Raw genomic sequence first — 25,675 nt, forward strand, 5'->3', positions numbered from 1 at the left:
CGTGAACAATTGTCCCTTCCATATCTCCACCTCATTTATCTGCATTTTTCCTCGTACTTTTGACAATGGGTAGAAAAATCCTGCAAGAAGTCAAAAAAAGCACTTCCTGTATAAAGCAGGAAGTGCTTTCTTCTTTTCATTCCTTTTATTCAAACGCTTTTTTCATCGCGTGGTAGCTTGCTTCAATCGTCCGCTCGATATCTTCATCAGTATGAGCCAAAGAGACGAACATACCCTCAAACTGGGACGGCGGAATCATAATACCTTCCTCCAGCAGATGGCTAAAGTACGCCGAGAAACGCTCCAGATCGGAAGTTTTCGCTGTTTCGTAGTTGATAACCGGCGTCTCTGTAAAGAACAGGCAAACCATGGAACCAACGCGATTGAGCGTGTGCGGAATGCCCAGCTTCTTCGCGTTGTCAGCTAAGCCTTCAGCCAAACGCGCTGACATCTTTTCCAAGCGTTCGTAAGCGCCTGGTTTGCTGAGCTCTTGCAAGGTAGTCAAGCCAGCTGCCATTGCCAAAGGATTCCCTGACAGCGTACCTGCCTGATAAATTGGTCCTGCAGGGGCAACTTGCTGCATGATCTCCCGTTTGCCGCCATATGCACCTACTGGCAAGCCACCGCCGATGACTTTCCCCATCGTTGTCAAATCCGGGGTAATGCCGTACAGCTCTTGTGCACCGCCCAATGCTACACGGAAGCCAGTCATGACTTCATCGAAAATCAGCAATGTCCCATGTTTCTCCGTAATTTCACGCAGTCCTTCGAGGAAGCCTGGCTGTGGAGGAACGACCCCCATGTTGCCGCCGATTGGCTCTACAATGATTGCTGCCAAATCATCGCCAAACGCTTCGAATGCAAGCTTGACGCTTTCCAGATCATTGTAAGGAACCGTAATCGTGTTGTGTGCTGTTCCTTCAGGTACGCCTGGGCTGTCTGGTAAGCCTAGTGTAGCCACACCGGAACCAGCTTTGATCAAAAGGCTGTCGGCATGACCATGGTAGCAGCCTTCGAACTTCATGATTTTATTGCGGCGGGTATAGCCACGCGCAAGACGCAGTGCGCTCATCGTCGCCTCTGTACCGGAGTTCACCATGCGCACGACTTCTACAGAGGGTACGATCTCACAGACGAGCTTCGCCATATCTGTTTCCCGCTCAGTCGGTGCACCGAAGCTGGTTCCAAGCGCGGCTACTTCAGTAATTGCTGCAAGAACACGCGGATGTGCATGACCCAATATCAATGGACCCCACGAGCCGATGTAGTCAATATAGCTGTTTCCATCCACATCAAAAATGTGGGAGCCTTCTCCTTTTGTAATATAAACAGGATTGCCTCCAACGCTCTTAAATGCACGAACCGGACTGTTTACTCCACCTGGTATGTAATGCTGTGCTTCTGCAAATAACTGAGTAGATTTTTCTCTCATCATCTCATGCTCACCTCGCCAGCCATTTTGCAACATCTTTTGCATGGTACGTAATGATCATATCTGCACCTGCACGTTTGAAGCCAACCAATGTTTCCATGACGATACGTTCTTCATCGATCCAGCCATTCAAAGCTGCCGCTTTTACCATAGAATACTCGGCACTCACATTATAAGCCACGATCGGCAGGTTGAAGTTTTCACGCAGGCGAAGAACCATGTCCATAAAGGCAAGGCCTGGCTTCACGATCAAAAAGTCCGCGCCTTCTTTTACATCAGAAGCTGCCTCGCGCAAGCCTTCACGTGCATTGGCCGCGTCCATTTGGTAGCTTTTGCGATCGCCGAATTGTGGAGTCGAGCCAGCCGCATCGCGGAATGGACCGTAGAAGGCAGAAGCGTATTTCACCGCATAGGACATGATTGGAATGTGCTCAAAACCAGCCTCGTCCAAAGCTTCACGGATTGCAATCACGAAACCGTCCATCATGTTGGAAGGTGCAATAATATCTGCTCCCGCCTTTGCTTGGGAAACGGCGGTCTGACCCAAAAGCTTCAATGTTTCGTCATTGACCACTTCGCCTTCGTGAATGACACCACAGTGTCCATGATCGGTGTATTCACACAGGCAGGTATCTGCAATCACGATCATTTCTGGATGGGCTTCCTTGATTAGACGCATCGCCTGCTGGGTAATCGCATCATCATTGTACGCCTCTGTTCCACATGCGTCTTTATGCGTTGGTACCCCAAACATCAAAACAGCTTGAATTCCAAGAGCTGCGATTTCCTTCATCTCTTCGGCTAGTGAGTCCAAGGAGAGCTGATACACGCCTGGCATGGACGGAATCTCATTTTTAATACCAGTTCCTTCCACTACAAACAACGGATAAATCAAGTCTTCCACCCGTACGTGGTTCTCCCGCACCAGATTGCGCATAGCCGCGCTCTTGCGAAGTCGGCGATGACGGTCAAATGTTTGTGCCATGTCGATTCCCTCCCAGATTATCTAGTATAGCTCCTAGCAAGCCTTCCACGGTGTACTCACTCGCTACCACATGAACAGACAACCCGTGTTGTTTTGCTGTATCTGCCGTTATTGGTCCGATGCAGGCTATCTGAACATGCTTGAGCCAGTCAGATGATGCATACGGCTCCATCGCTGCCATAAAATGCGTCACCGTTGAAGAGCTGGTAAACAAGATGATATCGATTAGACCTTGCTGTAGCTTTTCCGCTGCGTCTGGAGCCTGCTCTGCATCAATGACAGTGTGATACACGTCTACCTCTGTCACAGCAAGCCCCAAGCGAGCGAGCTCCTTTGGCAGTGCCTTGCGGGCAATATCTGCGCGAGGCAGCAGAACACGCTGACTAGGCAACAGCTGATCATACAAGCTCGACAGCAAGCCCTCTGCCACGTAATCAGACGGGATAACAGCTACTTCGAGCCCGTGATGCTCAAGGGCCTTAGCAGTCTTCGGACCAACCGCAGCAATTCTGCCAGTGATCGCTTCGAGTCCAACCCCGACCTCACGCATCCGCTCCAGGAAGAAGCGCACGCCATTCACACTCGTGAACACCACCCAGTCGTATGTTGGCAACTGAGTGATGGCTTCGTCGAGTTTGGCGGTGTCCGTCGGCGGCATCATTTTTAACAGGGGAAATGCGTACGCTTCTCCACCTAACCTCTCAATATGTTCAACGAGCTCGCGAACTTGACTTCTTGCCCGCGTGACCATGATGCACTTGCCAGTCAGCGGCTTGTGCGATCCGTGGACAATCATTGCTCATTCTCCCGCAATACTTCCGCAAGTACATCTCCCGCTCCCTGCGCCAGAAGGGCTTCCGCCACTTGAATGCCCAGTGCTAACGGATCTTGGCCAGTCGCCGTGTTTTTGAACATTTGCTTCCCATCAGGGGAACCAACCATTCCCGTCAAAGTAATTTCATTGTTCTCTCCAACTGTCGCATATGCGCCAATCGGCACCTGACAGCCGCCTTGCAGCTTGTGCAGGAAGCTACGCTCTGCCGTTACCGCCAAACGCGTCGGTGCATCATCCAACTTCTTCAAGAGAGCAAGTGTCTCCTCATCGTCTGCACGGCATTCGATGGCAAGTGCTCCTTGACCAACTGCTGGCAGGCTAATTTCAACAGGCAGGAACTGCGAGATGTTCCCTTCAAAATTCACGCGCTCAAGTCCTGCCGCAGCGAGGATGATCGCGTCAAAATTGCCTTCCTCGAGCTTGCGCATGCGCGTATCAATATTTCCACGCAGAGATTCGATCTGAATGTCAGGGCGATGTGCGAGAATTTGTGCGGAACGGCGCAAGCTACTAGTCCCTACCAACGCTCCTTGCGGCAGTTCATCCAACGTCTTGCCGTCCTTGGATAGCAGAACATCCCGCGGATCTACACGCTTCGGGATCGCCCCGATTACCAAGCCCTCTGGCAATTCAGCCGGCATATCCTTCAAGCTGTGTACCGCAAAATCGGTTTCCTTATCGAACAAGGATTGCTCGATTTCTTTGACAAACAACCCTTTTCCGCCTACTTTGGACAAGGTCACATCGAGGATTCGATCGCCTTTTGTCACGATTTCATGCAATTCAAAATCAGCTTCAGGTGCGAACCCCTTCAGTTTTTCTACGACCCATTTCGTTTGGGTGAGCGCCAATTTGCTGCGACGCGTTCCCACTTTCCATTTTCCCATGACAGCCTCCTTGATGAACAGCCCCTACCACCAGTCGTGAAATGTAGAAGTAGTGAAGCCTAAAAAATTGATAAGCAGTAACAAAAACGCCAGGACGTTCCACTGCGCGAGTCTGCGCATCTGCACCGTATCCCGATAGCGTTGGTACAGCCACAGCGAATAAATCGCAAGAACTAGCACGGAGAGCACTACTTTTGAGTCAAACAAAAATTTCTCCGGCAAAACCATTTTACCCCAAATGATCCCTAATACAATCGAGAGCAGGAGCATCGGTACACCCAACATGTTCATTCGGTACGCGTAGCCTTCCAATTGATCGAGGCTAGGCAAACGCCTGAGCAACGGCGACCAGCGTCTTTCCTTGAGCATTTTGTGCTGAAGCAAGTACATAGCCGAGAAGATCATGGAGAGCGAGAACGCCCCGTAGCTGAACATGGCCAGTGTCACATGCGTCAACAATAGCTCAGAGGTCAAGATGCTCGATACTGCCTCAATCGGCGTTTCCGGCAAAAACATCGACATGACGAGCACGACGAACCCAATAATATTAGTAAAAAAAACCAGTAAATCAATCCGAAAAAAATAGTGAATGGCAAGCGACAAGCCTACCAGCACCCATGAATAAAAAAAGAGCGTCTCAAACAGCGTAATAACAGGAAAATACCCCTTCATGACTGCCTGTGAGACAAAAAATGCGGTTTGCAAGGCCCAAACGACAACAAGCAACCCGAAAGCCAGACGATTGACTTTCCGGTTGCTTTGCAAGAAGTCGTTAAAATAGAAGAGAACACTTGCAGCGTAGAGAAAGATCGTCAAGTCGTAGATCCATCTCACCTCGGCCATGCACTCTCTCCCCCACTTTCCCAATCGGTTTCTAACAGTAGCAGATAGATTGTCAGGTCAGCTTAGTCAGGGAACCGGGAAGCGAATACCTGCTCCCGAGAAGAAGATGTCTGTTTATTTTTATCGTCCGCCCAGATTGCTTCCTGCTCTTTTCGTTCCAGGATTTCTTCCAACGCAAACATTTTCTCGAAAATATCCAGTACTTCTTCCCCATCTTTGGTAGCTGCCATTTCTTTCAAACGCACGACCGGATCGTGTAACAGTTGATTGACAATGCCCTTGGTTGTCTTGCGGATGATGTGCATCTCCCGCTCGGTCAAGTTCGGCAGCTTGTTTTCGATTTTTCGCATCGCTTCGCTTTGGATCGTGTGTGCCTTGTCACGCAGTGCAGCGATGAGTGGCGCCACGCCAAGAGTCTGGTACCAAGTCGAGAATGCCACGATCTCTTCTTGAATCATGACATCCAGACGTTCCGCTTCACGAGAACGTTCCGCAACGTTACTCGCAACGATTCCTTCGAGATCGTCAATATCATATAAGAATACGTTATCAAGATCATGCAAGTCAGGATTCAGGTCGCGAGGAACCGCGATATCCACCATGAACAATGGACGATGCTTCCGTTGTTTCATGATCGGAGCCAGTTCTTTTTTGCCGAGAACATAACCTGTCGCTCCGGTCGAGCTGATGACGATGTCTGCTGTGAGCAGTGCCTCAGGCAGCTGCTCCATCGTACAGGAGTCACCCTTGAACTTTTCTGCCAAAAGCTGCGCTCGCTCCCATGTACGATTCGCTACCATGACGCGTTCCGATCCGTTTGCGTGCAGGTGCTTCGCGGTCAGCTCGCTCATTTTGCCCGCTCCGACGATCAAGACAGACTTCCCTGCGAAGGACCCGAAGATCTTTTTGCCCAATTCGACAGCAGCGTAGCTGACAGAAACCGCATTTTGTCCAATCGCTGTCTCTGTATGAGCACGCTTGGCAAACGTAATCGCTTGCTTGAACAAGGTGTTGAAGACGGTCCCTGTCGTTTGTCGCTCCTGCGCCAACAGGAACGCATCCCGGACTTGTCCGAGGATTTGTGTTTCTCCCATTACCATCGAATCAAGACCGGAAGAGACGCGGAACAAGTGATCGATTGCCTGTTCGTTCTCTTTTATATAGAGATGATCCTTAAATTGTTCTTTCTCCACACCGAACCATTCAGCCAAAAAACGGCGCGTATAGTCTCGGCCAATATTCGCCTGGTCGCAAACGACGTAAATTTCCGTCCGGTTGCACGTCCCCAGGATGATACATTCTGCGATACTCTTCGTCTGGGAGAGAAGATGAAGAGCGCGTGCTGTCCCATCGTCGCTGAATGTAAACTTTTCGCGAATTTCGACAGGAGCTGTTTTGTAGTTTAAACCCAGCAAAAGAATATCCATAATGTCCTCCCAGAATAACAAACCTGCTAGCGGCATATGTAAAATGCACTATCATTATATCATTATGTCCCGAATCGGATAGGAGTAATTGTGAAAAGTTTATTAACGGAGTGTACTTTGGATATATCCTGTATAATCCGCTTGCGTTCTTTCCGGGAATACCTTATTATGTCGCCTATACATGAAAACAGAAGAAAAATTGCGAAAATGTCAGGAAGGAGAGGAAAGAAGCTTTGAGAAAACCATGGATGGCAGACACAACGCTGTTCCTCGTCGCTTTAGTCTGGGGAACCACGTTTTTGATCGTACAGCAGGCAATCGCATCGCTGCCTCCCAATACGTTTAACGCCCTACGCTTTACCATTGCATCGTTATTTTTACTCATCATCTATTTCATCCGCAATCGTCAACGTCATCAGACCTCTGAATGGCGAGGTCCACTACTACTATCAGGCGTTATCCTCGGTTTTTGGCTGTGTCTCGGATACGCCTTGCAAACCGTAGGACTCTTGTATACAACGCCGTCCAAAGCTGGCTTTATCACTGGATTAGCCGTCGTGTTGGTGCCGCTTTTCTCGTTTTTGCTCTTGCGTGATCGGGTGAAGCCTTTTGCCATTGTCGGCGTGATTCTAGCAGCTTTCGGCTTGTATTTGTTGACGCAGAACCAGTCGTTCTCCTTTAATCTCGGAGATGCATTGGTCTTCGGCGGTGCGTTCTGCTTCGCCATGCAAATCGTCTTGACGGGCAAATACGCACCTCGTTTTGCAACACTGCCCCTTGCCATTACGCAATTAGGCACGGTAGGTGTTATAAGCTGGCTGTACGCCTTTTTCTTTGAGGATTGGAGTCGTGCCTTTGATCCGGCGATCTTGTTCAAGCCCGAGGTGGCCTTTGGTTTGATCGTCACTTCCATTTTCGCTACGGCACTTGCCTTTCTCGCTCAGACGGCCTTACAAAAACAAACCAGCTCGACGCGGGTCGCTCTCATTTTCGCTTTGGAGCCCGTGTTTGCTGCCCTCACCTCCTACGTCTATATTCATGAAGTACTGAGCGGAAGACAGTTGACCGGATGTCTCCTGATTTTCACCGGAATGATTTTGGCTGAACTTCCGATTCAAGAATGGTTGCGGAATTTCCGACAGAGAAAACCAAATGACGGTCGTGAATCCGCCTGATATGAATAGCAAAAAAGTTCCTTCTCCCCTGCGGGAAAGGAACTTTTTTTATGAGCTCTTCTTGACCTCTTGCATGACGGCATCCACAAAAAGCTGCATGACCGGTCCGCACACCTCTTGCGGGTAACGCTCCGTTCGTTTGAGCCATTGTTTGAGCCGGAGCAAGTGGTAGGTTGCTTGTGGAAGTCGCCCTCTTGTCCCATGATCGATGAGAGCGACTGCCGACAGACCAACCTTGGTCCACAGATGGAACTTCTCCACCCACGGCCTCGTTTCTTCCGCAAGCTTCTGATTCGTCATCCCTGCCAACAGCTTGTCAGCCGCCGACTCCATCTTCTGAAAAAGAGTCGTCAAGTCAGCAATGGCTTTTTGCCGATCCCCTTCCAAGAAATGAAAGCGAAAGGTCAGGATAGCTTCTAGCAATCGCGGCGACTCCACCTCGCATAAAAACGAGCTCTGCACGTTATCCGCAAAGGTGAAGAAAGCATCTGCATCCTTTTGTCCCGCCACTTCCTCTACGGCTTGTTTCCACACCGTATCAGGATCGTAGCCGATCGGATCTCGCAAATAGGCTGCCGTCGTAATCAAAGGAATCTTCGAGCATTCTGGTCTAGACATCGCATTCGCCACATAGCCTGCTGCGTATTGCCACAGGTCAGGGTCACGGTGACGCAATGGACCGATATGTAGTTCGTTCGCCATGGCCAAATCATTCACCGGGTAGTTGTCCCAATAAAATGGCTGATGTCCCGTGTACTCCTGAAAGCGAATCGCATCGCCGTCCGTCAGGTAGGGCGAGCAGACGAATCGTCCCGTCCAGAACAACTCGATTTCTGGCGGCAAATGCTGGCCAAGGTACATGATGTACGCTTCTTTTCCAATCCCGTTGTATTGAGTAGGACAGACAACCAGCTTGACTGGATCGCCCCAGCTTCGTATCAAATCCCACACGTAGTGCGTCGTATGAGCATGTGCCTCAGCCAAATGGGCAAACTCAGCTATATCCTGGTCATGCAACAGGTGTATGGGGATATCATCGAACAATAGCGCAAAGTAACGCACACCGCGATCATACAAATCCCGATACTTCCTACCCAACAGCTCCAAGTGCTGACGATTCGTATATTCCATGCTGAGTCCAGGACCCAAGCAATAAATAAACTGCATATTTCGAGTCTGTGCCCGCTGGATCAGCTCGTCTAGCTGTTGATTGGCTTTCGCGGGAAGCGGCTCCATCCAGCGTTCCCTCAGAAACACGTCATTTTTGGGGGCGTAGAAATACGCATTGTAATCATGTCGGTGCAAAAAGTCGATCATATCCAGCCGCTCTTCATGTGTCCAAGGCGTTCCATAGAAGCCTTCGATCACACCACGTACAGCAAAGCAAGCACTCCCGCTCACTCAGATGCTCCCTTCCCCACGACGAATTGGGTCTAAGAATTACTCATTAGCTGGAGCAGTCTCCTCAACCTTAGCAGCGGTCTCCTTGGCCATTTCCTCTCCAGCACGGATACGACGCATGATTTCTGCCCACAGCTCATCCTTGCCTTGCCCTGTCTCCGAGGAAAATACGATGATCGTATCACCCCCGCGCAAATTCAGGCTTTGACGGATGATTTTCGTATGCTGCAGCCAACGCCCGCGAGCGATTTTATCACCTTTCGTCGCTACGACTACGGTTGGGATCCCGATTTGCTTACACCAATCGTACATCGCAACATCGTCTTTACTCGGAGCATGGCGAATATCGACCAGTTGAATAATGAAGCGAAGCTCTTCCCGGTTTTTCAAATAACCCTCGATCATTTTTCCCCATTGTTCCTTGATCGTCTTCGCTACCTTTGCATACCCATAACCCGGGAAGTCAACGAAGTAGAGCATTTGATTGACACGGAAATAGTTCAATGTCTGGGTTTTCCCCGGACGAGAACTGATCCGGGCAAGCCCCTTACGGTTCATCATTTTATTGAGCAGTGATGATTTCCCTACGTTAGAACGTCCTACCAGCGCGATCTCATGGAGACCATCTGTAGGATACTGCTTCGGTCCAACCGCGCTGATAATAAACTCTGATGATGTTACTTTCATGCTTTGTCACCTACTGGCTGTTTAGTTAGCGCGTGACGCAGCACTTCATCTAAATGATCAACTGGATAGAATGTCAGTTCACCGCGTACGCTTTCTGGGATATCCTCGATATCCTTCTCGTTGTCTTTTGGCAAAATAATCGTGGTTAAACCTGCACGGTGAGCTGACATGCATTTTTCTTTCAGCCCACCAATTGGCAGTACCCGACCTCGCAACGTAATCTCCCCGGTCATCCCCACTTCTTTTTTCACAGGGATTTTCGTGAGGGCGGATACGAGTGCGGTTGCCATGGTAATCCCAGCAGACGGACCGTCTTTTGGAATTGCCCCTTCTGGAAAGTGGATGTGGATATCGTTCTTCTCGTGGAAGGACGGATCAATTCCCCACTGATTTGCACGGGAGCGAATATAGCTGAACGCAGCCTGCGCAGATTCCTTCATGACGTCACCCAGTTTCCCTGTCAGGGTGAGCTTTCCTTTTCCAGGCAAAACGCTGACTTCTACATTCAGCGTATCTCCGCCTGCTTGTGTCCAAGCGAGACCCGTAACGGAGCCCACTTGATCTATTTTCTCCGCCAATCCATAACGGTAGCGCGGTTTGCCGAGCAGCGTCTCCAACGTCTTGACCGTAACCACGACGCGCTTCTTCTCACCGCTCACGATCAGCTTGGCAGCTTTGCGGCATACGTTGGCTGCTTCGCGATTGAGGTTGCGAACACCCGCTTCTCGCGTGTACAGACGAACGAGTTTCAACATCGCATCGTCGTTCATTTTCAGCTTATCTTTGCCCAGACCATGATCCTGCATTTGCTTCGGCAAGAGGTAATCGCGCAAAATGTTCAGCTTTTCCAGTTCTGTATAGCTGGAAATCGAGATGACCTCCATCCGGTCTAAAAGCGGACGCGGAATCGTATCAAGACTGTTTGCAGTCGTAATAAACATGACGTTCGTCAAATCATAGCTCTCTTCGATATAATGGTCACTGAATTTATCATTTTGGTTTGGATCGAGCACTTCGAGCAGAGCAGACGCAGGGTCTCCGCGGAAATCGGACGCGAGCTTGTCGATCTCATCCAGCAAAAAGACAGGATTAACCTTGCCTGCTTGCTTCATTCCTTGCATGATTCGTCCTGGGAGAGCACCTACATAAGTACGGCGGTGTCCGCGAATTTCTGCTTCATCGCGCACTCCACCCAAGGAAATGCGAACGAAATTACGCCCAATTGCACGCGCTACGGAACGGGCCAGAGAAGTTTTCCCGACACCCGGAGGACCTACCAGACAAAGGATCGGTCCACGCATGGAGTTTACCAACTTTTGTACAGCCAAATACTCCAAGACGCGCTCTTTTGGTTTATCCAAGCCGTAATGATCTTCATCGAGAACTTGCTGGGCATGGTGAATATCCAGATTGTCTTCTGTCGTCTTCGCCCAAGGCAGTGCAAACAAGGTATCGATATACGTGCGAATGACCGAGCCTTCCGCAGATGTCGCCGGCATCTTTTCCAGACGCTCGAGCTCCTTCTCGATCTTCGCTTTGATCCGCTCAGGAGCGTCTGATTTTTCGAGCCCGGCACGCAGCTCATCTACTTCACCTTGGCGTCCGTCCTTGTCGCCCAGCTCTTTTTGGATAGCTTTCATTTGCTCACGCAGGTAATATTCCTTTTGCGTGCGCTCCATTTGTTTCTTCACGCGGTTCCCGATCTTGCGCTCCAGCTCGAGTACCTCGCGCTCGTTATTCAAAATGGTCAAAAGAATCTCGAGACGTTCCTTGATGTTGGTCGTCTCCAAAATTTCTTGTTTGTCCTTCATCTTGAGCGGCAAATGCGAAGCAAGCACATCCGCCAAACGTCCTGGTTCCTCAATGTCCTGCACAGAGGTTAACGTTTCTGGGGAAACCTTTTTGGACAGCTTGATGTACTGCTCAAAGTGGCCCAGCAAGGAACGCATTAAAGCTTCCACTTCGTTTTTTTCTGTTTTTTCATCTTGCAAATATGTAATCGACACGACGAAATAATCTTCTTTTTGAAGATACTCCTCGATCTTCGCGCGTTGCAAGCCTTCTACCAATACACGGATTGTCCCATTCGGCAGCTTCAGCATTTGTTTGACACGCGCAACGGTACCAATACTGTAGATTTGCTCAGCGTCTGGCTCTTCTATATGGACCTCTTCCTGTGTCGCAAGCAAAATCTTGTTATCGTCTACCATGGCTTGCTCCAATGCGCGGATGGACTTTTCCCGTCCAACGTCTAAATGGAGTACCATTGTCGGATAAACAAGCAATCCTCGCAACGGGAGAAGCGGTAATTCTCGTTTACCGGAACGTTCGCCCAAGCGGATGCACCTCTCCTTGTTGATCTACCCTCTTACGAAGAGCCTTATAACAGACAAAAACGGCCCTCAAAGCCGTTTTTAAACGCCCGCCCGGCCCAAAAAACGAGACAAAAAAGATCATACGCAATCATTTTTGTGGAGCTCGTTTCAGGCCGGGCAAGGCCTCAGGCTCTTTGCAAGCAGAAGCTTTTTTCCATTGTAGCGCAAACACAATCCGATGTCTAATCCGCGAGCATACCCGACTGTTACAGTGATACCGGAGAGGAAGCGAGATCCTCTGCTGGGATTTGCAAAGTAAATCCCGTTGCCTCTTCTTCTTGCATGGTAGCTTGCGGTACAGCTAGCTCGATTACTTCAGAGACCGTGGACACTGGAATGATCTCAATCCCTTTCATGTCAGTAAAAATGCTCTGCCAGTTTTCCTGTGGAATGAGGACTCTGGTCGCTCCGGCTTGTTTGGCTGCCTCCACCTTCGCAACTACACCCCCAACCGGCTTTACCTTCCCATGAATACTCACTTCGCCAGTCATAGCCAGTAAATTATCGACAGGCTGATTCAAAATCGCAGAGTAGATCGCTGTTGCAATGGTAATTCCCGCAGAAGGCCCATCCACAGGGCTGCCTCCCGGAAAATTGATATGCAGATCATAATCATACGGACGGACGCCCATTCTGTTCAGGACAGTCAAAACGTTTTCGATCGATCCTTTTGCCATCGACTTTCGGCGAATCGTCCGGCTGCGGCTGCCCATTTCCTCTTCCTCAGCCATTCCTGTCATCGCCAATCGACCTTGACCTAGAACAGCGGCTGGAGAAGCGGTCACTTCCAGCTCCATCACACTGCCCATGTTCGGACCGTACACAGCAAGACCATTGACCAATCCGACCTGCGGCGTATCATGCACCTGCTTTTCGGGACGCGGCGATTTTTGACTGCTGTGCATCACCCATTCCACATCTGCAGCCTGGATGTCTTTGCGCTCTTCAGTTAAGGCTATTCCCGCAGCGATTTGCAGTGTATTGATCGCTTCACGTCCATTGGTCGCATAACGCTCGATCACGGAAACAGCGCCGTCTTCTATATCCATATTCATTTTAGGCACAGCCGTACGCACGATACTCCCAATTTCTCCAGCCTTCAATGGGCGAAAAAAGATTTCCAGGCAACGGGAACGAAGAGCAGGAGGCAGTTCTTCAGGCAACCTCGTCGTCGCTCCAACCAGACGGAAGTCGGCGGGCAAACCGTATTTGAAAACGTCATGAATATGCGAAGGAATTTGGTTATTTTCCTCGCTGTAGTAAGCACTTTCCAGCATGACTTTGCGATCTTCGAGAACTTTTAGTAATTTATTCATCTGAACAGGATGAAGTTCCCCTATTTCATCAAGAAAAAGCATGCCACCGTGCGCTTTTGTCACAGCTCCTGGTTTTGGCTGTGGAATACCAGCCTGTCCAAGTGAGCCTGCTCCTTGATAGATGGGATCATGTACGGAGCCGATTAGCGGGTCAGCAATCCCGCGCTCATCAAAACGAGCAATCGTCGCATCGATTTCAATAAACTTGGCATCCGAAGAAAACGGGGATAGCTGATTTTTCTTCGCTTCTTCCAGCACGACCCTAGCCGCTGCGGTCTTGCCTACACCAGGCGGTCCATAAATAATGACATGCTGTGGGTTGGGACCACACAAAGCGGCACGCAACGCGCGAAGCCCATCTTCTTGTCCTACAATTTCTGCCAAAGTAGCTGGTCTTGTTCTCTCTGACAGTGGTTCTGTCAACGCAACCATTCTCATTTTACGAATAGAATCAAGATCCTTGCGCGATTCCTTTTCGGTTGAGGTTTTCGTGTTTCTCTGCGCTCGCAGCAAGTTCCAAAAGTAGGTGCCGATCACGATACCAACAACCACTTCAATGACAGCAATGACCAATGTCGTATAGTCCATATGCAGTCCCTCCCATGCGTCTTCGCTTACGGTCAACTTTCATCCCCCGAAAAGAGGGGATCACGTTCATAACCGCTTTGTGCATATGTAAAATCTTCTCTTGAACGATATCAAGTAGTATTGCCCCGCAAGCGTGGACGTAAACCAACAACAAAAAAACCACCTCGCTTATAACGAGATGGTTTTTGTATACGATGCTTATGCTGTTTCTTCGTGCAATTCCTGGCCTTCCTTGGTCAACAGTTGCGGCTTCACTTTGTCGCGTACCGTTTCTTCGGTAATCACGCACTTGTTGACGTCTTCTCTGGAAGGAAGTTCATACATCATATCGAGCATGATTTGTTCGATAATCGCACGCAGTCCGCGCGCACCAGTGTTGCGCTTAATCGCTTCTTTAGCGATTTGCATGAGCGCTCCGTTATCGAACTCTAGCTCAACACCGTCGAGACTCAGCAGTTTTTGGTACTGTTTCACCAAAGAGTTTTTCGGCTCTGTCAGGATACGCACGAGCGTCTCCTCATCCAGCGGCTCCAAGGTAGCCAGAACTGGCAAACGACCGACGAACTCCGGAATCAGACCAAATTTCAGCAGGTCTTCCGGCAAAATGTATTTCAGGTATTCTCCGGCTTTCAGATCGCCTTTTACGCCATCGCCGAAGTCTGCACCGAAACCGATGACTTTTTTACCCAAACGACGCTTGATAATTTGCTCGACGCCATCAAATGCACCGCCGCAAATGAACAAAATGTTCGAGGTGTCGATTTGGATGAACTCTTGATGAGGATGCTTGCGTCCGCCTTGTGGTGGAACACTCGCAACGGTACCCTCCAAAATTTTCAAGAGCGCTTGTTGAACGCCTTCGCCAGATACATCACGTGTGATGGATGGGTTTTCCGATTTGCGGGCTACCTTATCAATCTCGTCGATGTAAATGATGCCTTTTTCAGCCTTCTCGACATCATAGTCAGCAGCCTGGATGAGCTTGAGCAAAATGTTTTCAACGTCTTCACCCACATAGCCTGCTTCTGTCAAAGAAGTTGCATCCGCAATCGCGAAAGGTACATTCAGAATGCGCGCCAATGTTTGCGCGAGCAACGTTTTTCCGCTACCAGTCGGACCGATCAGCATGATGTTGGATTTTTGCAGCTCCACATCCTCGATCTTCGCCCCAGAATTAATCCGTTTGTAGTGGTTGTACACCGCTACAGACAAGGACTTCTTCGCCATATCTTGACCGATAACATAGTCGTCCAAGATTTTGCGAATTTCCACTGGCTTTGGAATTTCTTTCATATCGATTTCTTCTTCAGTGCCCAGCTCTTCCTGTACAATTTCATTGCACAGTTCGATACATTCGTCACAAATGTAAACACCAGGACCAGCTACCAGCTTGCGCACCTGTTCCTGGGACTTGCCGCAGAAGGAACACTTCAGTTGGCCTTTGTCGTCGTTAAACTTAAACATGCGCTTCACCTCACAACGGGTCAGTTTTTGCGTTCAATAATAGAGTCAATCAATCCGTAGGCCTTTGCTTCTTCTGCGCTCATGAAATTGTCGCGGTCTGTATCTTGCTCTACACGTTCGTAAGGCTGACCTGTCCGCTCAGACAAAATCTCATTCAGCTGGCGCTTCGTTTTCATAATCCATTCCGCATGAATGCGGATGTCTTCTGCTTGCCCGCGCACACCACCGAGTGGCTGGTGAATCATCACTTCGGCATTTGGCAGAGCGAAGCGCTTGCCTTTGGCACCAGCAGCCAACAAGAAAGCACCCATGCTGGCAGCCATGCCCACACAAATCGTGGATACATCCGGTTTGATGTACTGCATGGTGTCATAGATGGCCATTCCTGCTGTAACAGAACCACCTGGAGAGTTTATGTATAGCGATATGTCTTTGTCCGGATCTTCTGCCTGCAAGAAAAGCAGCTGGGCGACAACCAGATTGGCGATTTCATCATCAATCTCGGTGCCCAAGAGAATAATCCGGTCTTTCAAGAGGCGCGAGTAAATATCGTAGGAGCGCTCGCCCCTGCTTGTTTGCTCGATGACCATAGGGATCAACATTATGTATTTTCCTCCTTTGCCGAAAAAAGTCAATGGTGGAAAAACAAGGCACGATACACTCGTGCCTTGTGGTCTTGACAGTCAGCGTTCAGGGTTAGCCTGCCCACTGACCAATCATGCGTTCTTCTAAGCTTATGCTGTTACTTTGCTTTCTGCAACCAGCAAATCTACTGTTTTGCGAGTTTGCACATCGCGGTACAGAGCAACCATGCCATCTTGTGCGGAGAAGATTTTGCGCAGTTCATCTGCTGGGCGGCCGTATACGCCAGCCAGTTTATCGAGTTCTGCGTTTACGTCTTCTTCTGTTGCTTCGATGTTTTCTGCTTTACCGATTGCTTCCAAAGTCAAGGAAGTGCGAACGCGGGATGTTGCGTCTGCACGCAATTGATCACGCAGTTGGCTCTCATCCATGCCGGAGAACTGGTAGTACAGCTCCAGAGTCATTCCTTGGTATTGCAGGCGTTGGCCAAATTCATTTACCATTTGATCCAATTCATGCTCAACCATTACTGCTGGCAGATCGATCTCAGCGCTTTCAGCTGCTTTCAGAACGAGCTGTTCACGAACATATTGATCTTTTTCTTGCGCAGTTTTTTCTTCGAGTTTTTTCTTGGTGTCTGCTTTCAGCTCTTCCAGCGTGTCGAACTCGCTCACGTCTTTGGCAAACTCATCATCCAAAGCAGGCATGTTTTTGCGCTTCAGGCTGTTCAGCTTCACTTGGAATACCGCTTCTTTACCAGCGAGGTTAGGAGAGTGGTACTCTTCAGGGAAAGTTACGGTAATTTCTTTTTCTTCGCCGATGTTCAGGCCAGCCAATTGCTCTTCGAACCCTGCGATGAAAGTACCGGAACCCAGTTCCAGAGAGTAATCTTCCGCTTTACCGCCTTCAAAAGCTACTCCGTCTTGGAAGCCTTCGAAATCGATGATAGCGATATCGCCTGTTTGTGCGGCACCCTCTTCTACTGCTACGAGCTCAGCATGACGCTCTTGCATACGCTTCAGTTCAGCGTCAACGCTCTCTTCTGTTACAGAGAAGTCTTTTTCTTCGATGGACAGACCTTTGTAGTCGCCCAGCTTCACTTCAGGCTTCACAGTTACAGTCGCTTTGAAGATCAGGTTTTTCCCTTGTTCCATTTGCGTTACGTCTACTTCTGGACGATCAACTGGCTCGATACCAGCTTCACGAACAGCTTGTCCGTATGCAGTTGGAAGCAGAATGTCAAGAGCGTCTTGGTACAGAGATTCTACACCAAAACGGGATTCGAACATCTTGCGTGGTACTTTTCCTTTACGGAATCCTGGAACTTGAACTTTTTGAACCACTTTTTTAAACGCTTGATCCAATGCTTCGTCAACTTGCGTAGCATCTACTTCAATCGTCAGGACTCCCTGGTTATTCTCTACCTTTTCCCAATTTGCTGCCACGTAAACTTCCCCTCCTAAATCGAATCAACAGAACATCGCCAGCCGCGCCATGGTATCTTCGCAGGCTCGGATGATAATATTCTAGCCATTATAACCATTCTAGTATAGCACAAATCTTTTAGTTTTCAAGAAGACCTCACTCGGCGACGAATAGAATAGTTCCCTCCCAATTGCGGAACCGGGTTGCCTAGATGGTCATAAAAGTCGACGGATATGTAAACCTCAGTCGGACTCGTGCCTGTCTCTTCTAAAAGAGCATATGTCGGTACGTGAAATCCACGCGGCATTTGCAGGCTACCCGGATTCAGAAACAAGATATCTCTCTCAACGCCACAGGCTGGTACATGAGAGTGACCGAATACGACTACATTTGCCCCGACCTCTTCTGCACGGTAATGAAGGCGCAGAAGAGAGCCTTTCACTCCGAAAAGATGCCCGTGCGTTTGCAGGATGTGAAGGTCGCGCCATTCGGTCTCTTGCTCAGTCGGCACATCTTGTGTCGAATCGCAATTGCCTCTGACAAGCGTCATGTTGGAAAACGGCTCGCGCTTATGGTCGACACAAAAATCGCCACAATGCAAAATTTTTTCGACATGATGTCGGTTGACGACCTGGCTTACTTCCCGAACCAAGCCGTGACTATCGCTCATGATGAGAATTCCCATCACGCCTCACTCTCCTGTTTTCTCTCTTGTCTACTTGATGATGTCAAGCAGTTGCTGCATGGCACGAGCGCGGTGGCTGATCTGGTTCTTTTCTTCTGGCATGAGTTCGGCCATCATTTTGTCCATCGATGGGATGTAGAATACCGGATCGTACCCGAAGCCGTTTGTCCCTTTTGGCTCACGGGCGATCACACCCTCACAAGAACCAGTGGCAATGATTGGCTCTTCGCCTGGAATCACCAGCGCCAGTGTACAACGGAAGCGAGCTGTGCGTTCCTCTGTCGTCACCTCTTCCAGCTCTTTCAACAATTTACGCCAATTCTGCTCGTCTGTTGCATCTTCCCCGGCGAAGCGTGCGGAGTAAACACCTGGACGTCCTTCCAGCGCATCTACTTCCAGACCAGAATCGTCACCGAGGGCTGGCATGTTCAAGTATGTAGAGATTTCGATTGCTTTTTTCAGCGCGTTTCCTTCGAAAGTGTCTTTGTCTTCTACTACCTCAGGCACACCGTCAAATTCAGCGAGGCTAATTCCTTCCCAGCCTGCCTCTGCGAACAGCCTGTTGAATTCTTTCACTTTTCCCTGGTTACGTGTTGCGAGAACGACTTTTTTTCGATTAAGCATGACTTTCCTCCACTACCGATTGTGCAAAAGAGTGCGTAACATCTGCGAGCGCCTCTTTTTGACTGTTAATCAAGTTGTCAATGCCGATTTTCGCAAGGGCGATCATTTCTTGTAGCTGTTCAGGAGAAAATGGAGCATCCTCGCCTGTTCCTTGCAGTTCGACAAACTTTCCTTTTCCCGTCATGACGACATTCATGTCGACAATCGCTGTAGAATCTTCTTTGTAGTTGAGATCAAGCACTGCTTCCTCGCCGACCACCCCTACTGAGGTCGCTGCCAGGAAGTCGTTGAGCGGCAGCTGTTTCCAGGTCCCACTGTCTACCAGCTTTTGCATCGCGTCTACCAATGCCACGTAGGCTCCGGTAATTGAAGCTGTCCGTGTACCCCCGTCTGCCTGGATGACATCGCAATCCAGCCAAATGGTGCGTTCCCCCATAGCTTCAAGGTTCACAACGGAGCGCAGAGCACGCCCGATCAGACGCTGAATCTCCATTGTTCGTCCACCGACTTTTCCTTTGGACGACTCACGCGCGTTGCGGGTCGCTGTTGCTCGGGGAAGCATGGAATACTCGGCTGTGATCCAGCCCTTCCCGCCACCACGCATAAAAGGTGGTACCCGGTCCTCCAAAGTCGCCGTACAAATCACCTTTGTGTCTCCGACTTCAATCAGACACGATCCTTCTGCGTGTTTAATGTAATTGCGCGTAATAGTTACAGGGCGCAATTGATCATGGGCACGGCCATCCACTCTCATTCCAAGTTCCTCCTAAATCGCTTTGTTACACTCCGCTCATTATACCAGAGGCAGGAAACGATCTGCCACTGCACAAACGCCTCTTCCCTATTTACGTTAATTGCAAATATTCTTGTCACTTCCTTTTTTTCAAATCAGAAAAATCAGATTTGTGGATTCGTCGAACAAAAACCACGCTCGTTAATACGGGCGTGGCTCGTTCATTACAGCTGTATGGGATTGAGTTGAACCGGGCGACTCACTGGCTTGGTGAACTCGCCACTAGCTAGCGGTTTTCCTTCCACCAGCAGTTGCACTTGCTTGGCTCCTGTCGTCTCTGTCAATGACAAGACGAGCGATTGCAGGGCCTCTGGGCTCGCTTCCTTGCCATCGTCATACTTAAGGATGTCACTGCTCAAATCGACCGTCACCAAATCTTTTTCCTGCTTCACATTCAGAACACGTGTCGTGCGGAGCAAGGAGCTAAAGAGCTGCGATCCTTGTTTCGGTCCTTTGATCAACTCTTCAACGGTTGCCTTGGCGATGTCAGCCGTTTCAGGAACCAGACGAGTGACTGGGACATAATACGTACGTGTATCATCCAACTGCCCTTGGAAATAAACCGTCACAGTGGAGGTATCTCCTGGTACGGCCCCATCGCCCAGTTCGAGATTGACTCCTTGATTCCGGTCTAATAGCGTGATCGGTGTTTTGGCTGCTGGCATTTCCGTCAACGGCGTTCCATTTACCCAAATTTGCACAGTTTTGACGTTGCTGAATTCTGTCAACGCCCGGGTGACTGCATCGACGATTTTCTTCTCGTCTTTCTCCTCGTACGTTTTGAAGTCTTTGGAAAAATCGACGGTGGCTACACCGTTTTTGATGACAAGCCCTTTGACTTCTGTCCCTTTCGGCAAGACAGCGGAAAAACCACTCTGGAGCATGCTCTCGACCGGACCACCTTTTACCATGTAGCCCAATACTTGTTTGGCAGGACCTTCTGATTTCGGAAGAGTCATCGAGACAGGAACGATATATCCGTTAGCATCCTGCAAGTAAACCATTCTCTCTCCAGTCTCCTGAACGACCGGTTGTGCACCGTCTTTTGCAGCATCCGGGGACGGCGTGCCGTTTGGCAAATCAACTGATACCTCTAACTGTGGCGGTGCATCAATACTAATCGTTTCCTTTTCAGGGCCAAAGAGACCGCAGCCCGACAAAAGCACTGCGCTAACCCCCAGCACGGCCGTCATTTTCCCGATGTGCCTTATCTTCATTTCCCCAGCCTCCTCCAGACACTTTGTACTACCATGTATACGAGCTAGGCTTGGGTTTATGCGTTGAAAGTTTGTCTCGCCAGACAAGGTCTTCTATCAGGGCTGGACGGATATTTCCAATGAGTGGTGCTGGACGTTCACTTTGCAATCCAGCCATTCTTCTGCAATGATCCGGAATTTGTGGGCGTCCCCGCTCGTTACAAACAGATGTTCCGGGCGTTCTTGCTGCTTGCTTTCGGCGTCCGTCGCGATTTGCAGGGACAATTCTCGCGCTGTTTCCTCAGCAGAGTTGATCAGACGAACCCGATCCCCCATCACTTCCGAAATGACAGGCGCTAGCAACGGATAGTGGGTACAGCCCAAAATTAACGTGTCCAAATCTTCGTGCAGGAACGGGGCGAGCGTTTCTTTTACGACTCTTCTTGCTTCCTCCGAGGTCGCCATATGGTTCTCCACCAGTGGCACAAATGCGGGGCAAGCCATGCCTGCGACGTACAGATCAGGTTGAATCCGTAAAAGCGCACGTTCATACGCTTTGGTACGAATGGTCGTTTCCGTCCCGATGACACCGACCCTTCCGTTTTTCGTCACTTGAACAGCCGCACGTGCCCCTGGGTCGATCACCCCAATGACGGGCAGCGGCAAATCCTCCATCGCTTCCTCCAGCACAACGGCAGTCGCCGTATTACAAGCGATCACCAATGCTTTTAACGGTGTACGCATCACATAATCAATCATTTGAAAGCTGTAGGTACGAATCTCTTCCGGCGATTTGGAGCCATACGGACAACGGGCATTATCGCCTACATAAACAATCCGTTCTTCGGGTAGCTGACGCATGACTTCCTTCGCAACAGTTAATCCTCCCACTCCTGAATCAATTACGGCAATCGCTCGTTCTCTACTCATGCTAATGTGTCTCCCCTGTTGAAATGAATATAGTACAGCATACCACTCAAACATTTGTGCTACTACCATATGCGGAGATGAAATTTCTTGTACTCCGCAAATGTCGCACCTTCTCTAGGCGCCATTCATAATGTGGGGAGAGATGATGTGCCCACGAGGAGGAGAATCTATTGGTAGAAGAAGCCAAGAATTTGCTGGACTGGAGCCAATGGGGCCGACAATGGATCGAGCATTTGCGTAGACATAAAACACTCAATCGAGAACTCGAACGGCATCTGCACAAATTCGAAGAAACATTTACGCTGATTGGAAGGCAAGCATCAAAGCTTGATTCGACAAAAGAATTCGACGAACTCCCTGCTCTCATCACTCGCGCAGAACAGGTGCAGGAGCAATTCCATCATTTTTTGCGATTGGCTCAGTTGAGTGAAGAAGAGCATGTGGAAGGAGACGTGAGGGAACCTGTTCAGGAAGCAATGAATGCACAGCCCGTGGTGGCGGAAGAAGAGCAAGTACCTGTAGTGCCAGCCCCCGCTTCCTATCCCAGTGCACGTGAGCCAGTCCGTGCGGCTCGCCCTGTGGCTATCGGCCGTCATACACTCCCCCCACTCCCTTATGCCTACAACGCTTTGGAGCCGTACATCGATGAAGCTACGATGCAAATCCATCACAACAAACTGCACCAAAAGTATGTAGACGATCTCAATACAGCAGAGCGGAAGCTAGCAGAGGCTCGAGAAAGTGGCAACTTCGATCTCATACGCCATTGGGAACGCGAGCTAGCCTTTAATGGGGCTGGTCATTACTTGCATACGATCTTTTGGCCATCTATGAGTCCAAATGGCGGTAGCACTCCATCTGGTGATCTCGCAGCGGCAATCAATCGGTATTTCGGTTCGTATGACGGATTTAGGAAACAATTTAGTCAGGCGGCTGAAAAGGTAGAAGGTCCTGGGTGGGCAATCCTCGTTTGGTCCCCGCGCGCACATCATCTGGAGATTCTTACAGCCGAAAAGCATCAGAACCTGTCACAGTGGGATGTGATTCCGCTACTGGTTCTGGATGTATGGGAGCATGCCTATTTCCTGGCGTATCAAAACCAACGAGACAAGTATGTAGAAAACTGGTGGAATATCGTCAACTGGCCATATGTGGAAGAGCGATTCGAGAAAGCACGAAAACTGCGCTGGGAGCCGTATTAACTTGTATCTCCCCATCATTTACAAACCCCCTCGTCATCCCAAATGCAAGGAATGAGAGGGGGTTTTTGCTTGCGAATCTTATTCGTTATACGGGACAAATTCGATCTTTTTCACCTTGATCGGATTTTGGATGGGCTTGGCATTCTCATCTGTTTTCTGGGCAGCGATCTTATCTACGACTTCCATCCCGGCAAACACATGACCAAAAACAGTGTGGCGATTGTCGAGGTACGCTCGTCCGCCCAATTCTTTATACTTCGCTTCTGCGTTCAATGGCAGTGCCGACAAATCGAGATACTCCTGATCTACCTTCGGGCTTTGTACAATGTAGAAATGCGTGCTGTTCGTATTAGGTCCAGCGTTCCCCATACTGAGCGCGCCTCTGAAGTTGAACAGATCCCGGCTAAACTCGTCCTCAAACGACTTTCCGTAAATACTCGGCAACTCCTTGCCATCCGGCCCTTTCAAATCTCCCGCCTGAATCATGAAATCGTTGATCACACGGTGAAAAATCATATTGTTGTATTGCCCTTTTTTCGCAAGGGTTTTAAAGTTTTCAACAGCTTTTGGAGCTTTGCTCGGAAACAGTCTCAGCTTGATCACACCGGCATCAGTCGTAATCACGCATATTTCTTCGCCTTTGCGTGGCTTCTCCAGCTGAATCAGCTTTACATCTGACACATCGATGCCTGAGTCCTGCCAAATGACTCCCCACGCCTTCCAGTTCACCGGGTCAGTCCCGAGCCTGGCCAAGCCGATATAATCCGTTTTTTCAATGGCCTTGTTATCTGCGGTATACCCGACGTATTTGAATTTCACAATCGCGCGGTAGTTATTGTAAGCGTCCTCCTTCGTGACGGTGTACAGCTTTTCTACTTTTGCTTCGATTACCTGAATGTTTTTGTATCGCGCCAACCCTTCCACGTAGGTTTTCATCGTAAAAATTGTTAAGGAGTCATCTGCTACCAGCTTTGCTACCTCAGCAGGATTTGATCGCTGCTTCACCAAGGACGCTATGAAATCATTCACTTCCTGTTTATCTCCCCCATGTGGGCGGAACTGGTTGACCTGAACTTCGTTACGATAATCTTGAATAGCGCTTGCAGCAGCTTGTTGGACAAAAGCCGGATTCAGTAACGGGATCGCAATACTTGCAACGACTGCTAGAGAAACGAGTTTTTTCATTTTTTCCGCCCCCACTAAATTAGAAGATTTTTACACAAGAATAGTATAGCGTAATCTGATTTCAGTTGACGATTAGTATTTTTAATATTCAGTTATCTATTTTGTACGAATGTAGCTTGTCATCTATCCCTTTCAGATCCATTGGTTCCTTCATAGATTGTAATCATCATGCGAAAAAGAGGAGCTATGCTATGGCGAATGAACTGAACGATCCAGAAAAAGGTGCAGACAAAGACAAGCTATATGCAGATGAAATCAAAATCGAAGCTGAGAAAGTGGAGATGAAGGTCGAAAAATTCACTGGGCCATCTGAATCAGGTAGCACAAACTGCTTTCGAGATTTACGGAAGAAACTGAAGAAACTACAAGGACAATTTATTTCCCTTACGCTTTCAGGTTGCTGTGACACCATACAAGGAAGTGTTTTCCGAGTCGATAAAGGTAGTGTGATTCTTACTGGGGATTTTGGCACACGTATTATCCCGATTTGTGGGATCAGTTCCATCGATGCTTGTCGAGTGTACGCTTATGTGACGAATACCGGCTCGCTTCAAGACCTCGGCAATACCGTTTCTGTCATCAATACCGCTACGGATACTATCATTGATACCGTCATCGTTGGAAATGCCCCTGTCGGAGTAGCCATATCTCCAGATGGAAGAAGGGTCTATGTAACCAATCAATTTGATGACACTGTATCGGTCATCGAGACCGCAGCCAATCAAGTTATCGCTACGATCCAAGTGGGCAATCGACCTCTTTTAGTAGCGATTACTCCAGACGGATCACTCGCTTATGTCACGAATGTTGCAGATAATAACGTCTCCGTCATCCATACAGCAACAAACTTGGTGACGGCTATTATTCAGGTTGGGTCTGCCCCCTTTGGCGTAACAATTGGCAATACGCCAGCCGGAACAAGGGCGTATGTGGCAAATTCAGACGATAATAATGTTTCTGTCATTGATGTGAATCCGAATTCTCCCACATTTAATACGGTCATCGCTACCATTCCTGTTGGAGCTGCCCCTATTGATGTGGCGATTACACCAGATGGAATCAGCGTCTATGTGACGAATGCCTTGGATGATACGGTCTCTGTCATCGATACGGCGACCAATACAGTTGTGACCATACAAGTTGGCAGTATACCTGCTGGTGTAGGAATTGGCCGGACTCTCGGTGGAATAAGGGTATACGTGCTGAATTCAGGCGATAATACGATCTCCGTCATCGATGCTGATCCGAATTCTCCCACATTTAATACGGTCATTTTTACTATTACAAAAGGGGTCGGGAATTCCCCCAGTGATGCAGCGCTCACTCCAGATGGAAGTAAGGTCTATGTACCGAATAACTTAAGCAACAACGTATCTGTGATTGACACATTCACCACTACCATCATCACTTCTATACCAGTGGGGAATATACCGAATGGCGTCGCTGTTGGACGTGTTTGCAGCCTGATATAATCCCCATCTTTTCGGAACAAACAGAACGACCGTCGATTTTGGTGATATAACCGAGTCGGCGGCTTTTCATTTTTTTCCAAAAAACTCTTGCGTCTTTTTGCGTCCCTCCCCCGTCTAACCCATGTAAACTTCATGAAGCTACAACAATAAAACAATCAATCATTAC

General features: G+C 49.1%; 22 protein-coding genes. 3 read left to right on the forward strand and 19 right to left on the reverse strand.

Annotation, left to right across the window (positions count from 1 at the left end; all coding sequences use genetic code 11):
* Nucleotides 1–145: 145 nt before the first annotated feature.
* The 6 genes from hemL to hemA form a co-directional block, all read right to left on the reverse strand.
* Nucleotides 146–1,435 carry a glutamate-1-semialdehyde 2,1-aminomutase gene (gene hemL, locus ACFYU8_RS10875; protein WP_390298101.1) on the reverse strand — a complete coding sequence of 430 codons (1,290 nt, stop codon included), beginning with the start codon at nt 1,433–1,435 and terminating at the stop codon, nt 146–148.
* 7 nt (nt 1,436–1,442) lie between these two features.
* Nucleotides 1,443–2,417, reverse strand: coding sequence for a porphobilinogen synthase (hemB, locus tag ACFYU8_RS10880; protein WP_390298104.1), 975 nt, complete (start codon nt 2,415–2,417; stop codon nt 1,443–1,445).
* Entirely contained in the window at nt 2,401–3,213 is an 813-nt protein-coding gene (locus ACFYU8_RS10885; protein WP_390298108.1) for a uroporphyrinogen-III synthase, read from the reverse strand. Before ACFYU8_RS10885 ends, hemB begins: the two co-directional genes overlap by 17 nt.
* Nucleotides 3,210–4,139, reverse strand: coding sequence for a hydroxymethylbilane synthase (gene hemC, locus ACFYU8_RS10890; protein WP_390298111.1), 930 nt, complete (start codon nt 4,137–4,139; stop codon nt 3,210–3,212). Before hemC ends, ACFYU8_RS10885 begins: the two co-directional genes overlap by 4 nt.
* A gap of 24 nt (nt 4,140–4,163) precedes the next feature.
* Entirely contained in the window at nt 4,164–4,982 is an 819-nt protein-coding gene (locus ACFYU8_RS10895) for a cytochrome C assembly family protein (RefSeq protein ID WP_017247503.1), read from the reverse strand.
* Between the two features lie 62 nt (nt 4,983–5,044).
* On the reverse strand, nt 5,045–6,409 hold the full coding sequence (gene hemA / locus ACFYU8_RS10900; RefSeq protein ID WP_390298115.1) for a glutamyl-tRNA reductase: 1,365 nt from the start codon (nt 6,407–6,409) through the stop codon (nt 5,045–5,047).
* Nucleotides 6,410–6,642: 233 nt separating this feature from the next.
* On the opposite strand from hemA, the gene ACFYU8_RS10905 reads away from it, so the two are divergent.
* A complete protein-coding gene (locus ACFYU8_RS10905; protein ID WP_390298118.1) occupies nt 6,643–7,584 on the forward strand; it encodes a DMT family transporter in 942 nt (313 codons plus the stop codon).
* A 48-nt stretch (nt 7,585–7,632) separates the two neighbouring features.
* Here the strand turns inward: ACFYU8_RS10905 and ACFYU8_RS10910 are convergent, their stop codons facing one another.
* The 12 genes from ACFYU8_RS10910 to racE all read right to left on the reverse strand — a co-directional run bounded on the left by ACFYU8_RS10910 (nt 7,633) and on the right by racE (nt 21,650).
* Nucleotides 7,633–8,985 (reverse strand): protein O-GlcNAcase, encoded by a 1,353-nt coding sequence (locus ACFYU8_RS10910; RefSeq protein WP_390298121.1) that lies wholly within the window; start codon nt 8,983–8,985, stop codon nt 7,633–7,635.
* 39 nt (nt 8,986–9,024) lie between these two features.
* Nucleotides 9,025–9,672: a ribosome biogenesis GTP-binding protein YihA/YsxC gene (gene yihA, locus ACFYU8_RS10915; RefSeq protein WP_390298124.1), complete on the reverse strand. Its 648-nt coding sequence runs from the start codon at nt 9,670–9,672 to the stop codon at nt 9,025–9,027.
* The gene (gene lon, locus ACFYU8_RS10920; RefSeq protein ID WP_390298127.1) at nt 9,669–12,008 is read right to left on the reverse strand and encodes an endopeptidase La; all 2,340 of its coding nucleotides are present in this window, start codon (nt 12,006–12,008) and stop codon (nt 9,669–9,671) included. The genes yihA and lon overlap by 4 nt, the downstream gene beginning before the upstream one ends.
* 245 nt (nt 12,009–12,253) lie before the next feature.
* Entirely contained in the window at nt 12,254–13,951 is a 1,698-nt protein-coding gene (gene lonB, locus ACFYU8_RS10925) for an ATP-dependent protease LonB (protein WP_390298130.1), read from the reverse strand.
* 198 nt (nt 13,952–14,149) lie between these two features.
* Nucleotides 14,150–15,415, reverse strand: coding sequence for an ATP-dependent protease ATP-binding subunit ClpX (gene clpX / locus ACFYU8_RS10930; RefSeq protein ID WP_007722243.1), 1,266 nt, complete (start codon nt 15,413–15,415; stop codon nt 14,150–14,152).
* 20 nt (nt 15,416–15,435) lie between these two features.
* Nucleotides 15,436–16,017: an ATP-dependent Clp endopeptidase proteolytic subunit ClpP gene (clpP, locus tag ACFYU8_RS10935; RefSeq protein WP_007722241.1), complete on the reverse strand. Its 582-nt coding sequence runs from the start codon at nt 16,015–16,017 to the stop codon at nt 15,436–15,438.
* Nucleotides 16,018–16,149: 132 nt separating this feature from the next.
* Nucleotides 16,150–17,442 (reverse strand): trigger factor, encoded by a 1,293-nt coding sequence (tig, locus tag ACFYU8_RS10940; RefSeq protein WP_390298133.1) that lies wholly within the window; start codon nt 17,440–17,442, stop codon nt 16,150–16,152.
* 125 nt (nt 17,443–17,567) lie between these two features.
* Complete coding sequence (locus ACFYU8_RS10945; protein ID WP_390298615.1) at nt 17,568–18,107, reverse strand: metallophosphoesterase family protein; 540 nt, start codon at nt 18,105–18,107, stop codon at nt 17,568–17,570.
* A 30-nt stretch (nt 18,108–18,137) separates the two neighbouring features.
* Complete coding sequence (locus ACFYU8_RS10950; RefSeq protein WP_390298136.1) at nt 18,138–18,731, reverse strand: XTP/dITP diphosphatase; 594 nt, start codon at nt 18,729–18,731, stop codon at nt 18,138–18,140.
* Nucleotides 18,724–19,485, reverse strand: coding sequence for a ribonuclease PH (gene rph / locus ACFYU8_RS10955; RefSeq protein ID WP_390298139.1), 762 nt, complete (start codon nt 19,483–19,485; stop codon nt 18,724–18,726). The genes ACFYU8_RS10950 and rph overlap by 8 nt, the downstream gene beginning before the upstream one ends.
* A gap of 203 nt (nt 19,486–19,688) precedes the next feature.
* Complete coding sequence (locus tag ACFYU8_RS10960; RefSeq protein WP_390298142.1) at nt 19,689–20,741, reverse strand: GerMN domain-containing protein; 1,053 nt, start codon at nt 20,739–20,741, stop codon at nt 19,689–19,691.
* Nucleotides 20,742–20,837: 96 nt separating this feature from the next.
* Nucleotides 20,838–21,650 (reverse strand): glutamate racemase, encoded by an 813-nt coding sequence (racE, locus tag ACFYU8_RS10965; RefSeq protein ID WP_390298145.1) that lies wholly within the window; start codon nt 21,648–21,650, stop codon nt 20,838–20,840.
* Nucleotides 21,651–21,820: 170 nt separating this feature from the next.
* Here racE and ACFYU8_RS10970 point away from each other — a divergent pair, with 170 nt between their 5' ends.
* On the forward strand, nt 21,821–22,852 hold the full coding sequence (locus ACFYU8_RS10970) for a superoxide dismutase (RefSeq protein ID WP_390298148.1): 1,032 nt from the start codon (nt 21,821–21,823) through the stop codon (nt 22,850–22,852).
* A 78-nt stretch (nt 22,853–22,930) separates the two neighbouring features.
* On the opposite strand, the gene ACFYU8_RS10975 is transcribed toward ACFYU8_RS10970, so the two are convergent.
* On the reverse strand, nt 22,931–24,037 hold the full coding sequence (locus tag ACFYU8_RS10975; RefSeq protein ID WP_390298151.1) for a peptidylprolyl isomerase: 1,107 nt from the start codon (nt 24,035–24,037) through the stop codon (nt 22,931–22,933).
* Nucleotides 24,038–24,228: 191 nt separating this feature from the next.
* On the opposite strand from ACFYU8_RS10975, the gene ACFYU8_RS10980 reads away from it, so the two are divergent.
* Nucleotides 24,229–25,509: a beta-propeller fold lactonase family protein gene (locus ACFYU8_RS10980; protein ID WP_390298154.1), complete on the forward strand. Its 1,281-nt coding sequence runs from the start codon at nt 24,229–24,231 to the stop codon at nt 25,507–25,509.
* Nucleotides 25,510–25,675: the final 166 nt, after the last annotated feature.

The sequence above is a fragment of the Brevibacillus sp. NPDC003359 genome (genome assembly GCF_042878995.1).
In the GTDB taxonomy this organism is placed as follows: Bacteria; Bacillota; Bacilli; order Brevibacillales; family Brevibacillaceae; genus Brevibacillus.

Bases quoted from the DNA above. Each gene is read 5' to 3' on its own strand.
- clpX (WP_007722243.1), bottom strand. From the start codon at position 15,415: ATGTTTAAGTTTAACGACGACAAAGGCCAACTGAAGTGTTCCTTCTGC.
- hemC (WP_390298111.1), bottom strand. From the start codon at position 4,139: ATGGGAAAATGGAAAGTGGGAACGCGTCGCAGCAAATTGGCGCTCACC.
- ACFYU8_RS10885 (WP_390298108.1), bottom strand. From the start codon at position 3,213: ATGATTGTCCACGGATCGCACAAGCCGCTGACTGGCAAGTGCATCATG.
- hemA (WP_390298115.1), bottom strand. From the start codon at position 6,409: ATGGATATTCTTTTGCTGGGTTTAAACTACAAAACAGCTCCTGTCGAA.
- ACFYU8_RS10945 (WP_390298615.1), bottom strand. From the start codon at position 18,107: ATGGGAATTCTCATCATGAGCGATAGTCACGGCTTGGTTCGGGAAGTA.
- ACFYU8_RS10980 (WP_390298154.1), top strand. From the start codon at position 24,229: ATGGCGAATGAACTGAACGATCCAGAAAAAGGTGCAGACAAAGACAAG.
- lonB (WP_390298130.1), bottom strand. From the start codon at position 13,951: ATGGACTATACGACATTGGTCATTGCTGTCATTGAAGTGGTTGTTGGT.
- ACFYU8_RS10960 (WP_390298142.1), bottom strand. From the start codon at position 20,741: ATGAAGATAAGGCACATCGGGAAAATGACGGCCGTGCTGGGGGTTAGC.
- ACFYU8_RS10950 (WP_390298136.1), bottom strand. From the start codon at position 18,731: ATGCTTAATCGAAAAAAAGTCGTTCTCGCAACACGTAACCAGGGAAAA.
- hemL (WP_390298101.1), bottom strand. From the start codon at position 1,435: ATGATGAGAGAAAAATCTACTCAGTTATTTGCAGAAGCACAGCATTAC.
- rph (WP_390298139.1), bottom strand. From the start codon at position 19,485: ATGAGAGTGGATGGCCGTGCCCATGATCAATTGCGCCCTGTAACTATT.
- hemB (WP_390298104.1), bottom strand. From the start codon at position 2,417: ATGGCACAAACATTTGACCGTCATCGCCGACTTCGCAAGAGCGCGGCT.
- clpP (WP_007722241.1), bottom strand. From the start codon at position 16,017: ATGTTGATCCCTATGGTCATCGAGCAAACAAGCAGGGGCGAGCGCTCC.
- racE (WP_390298145.1), bottom strand. From the start codon at position 21,650: ATGAGTAGAGAACGAGCGATTGCCGTAATTGATTCAGGAGTGGGAGGA.
- ACFYU8_RS10975 (WP_390298151.1), bottom strand. From the start codon at position 24,037: ATGAAAAAACTCGTTTCTCTAGCAGTCGTTGCAAGTATTGCGATCCCG.
- yihA (WP_390298124.1), bottom strand. From the start codon at position 9,672: ATGAAAGTAACATCATCAGAGTTTATTATCAGCGCGGTTGGACCGAAG.
- ACFYU8_RS10895 (WP_017247503.1), bottom strand. From the start codon at position 4,982: ATGGCCGAGGTGAGATGGATCTACGACTTGACGATCTTTCTCTACGCT.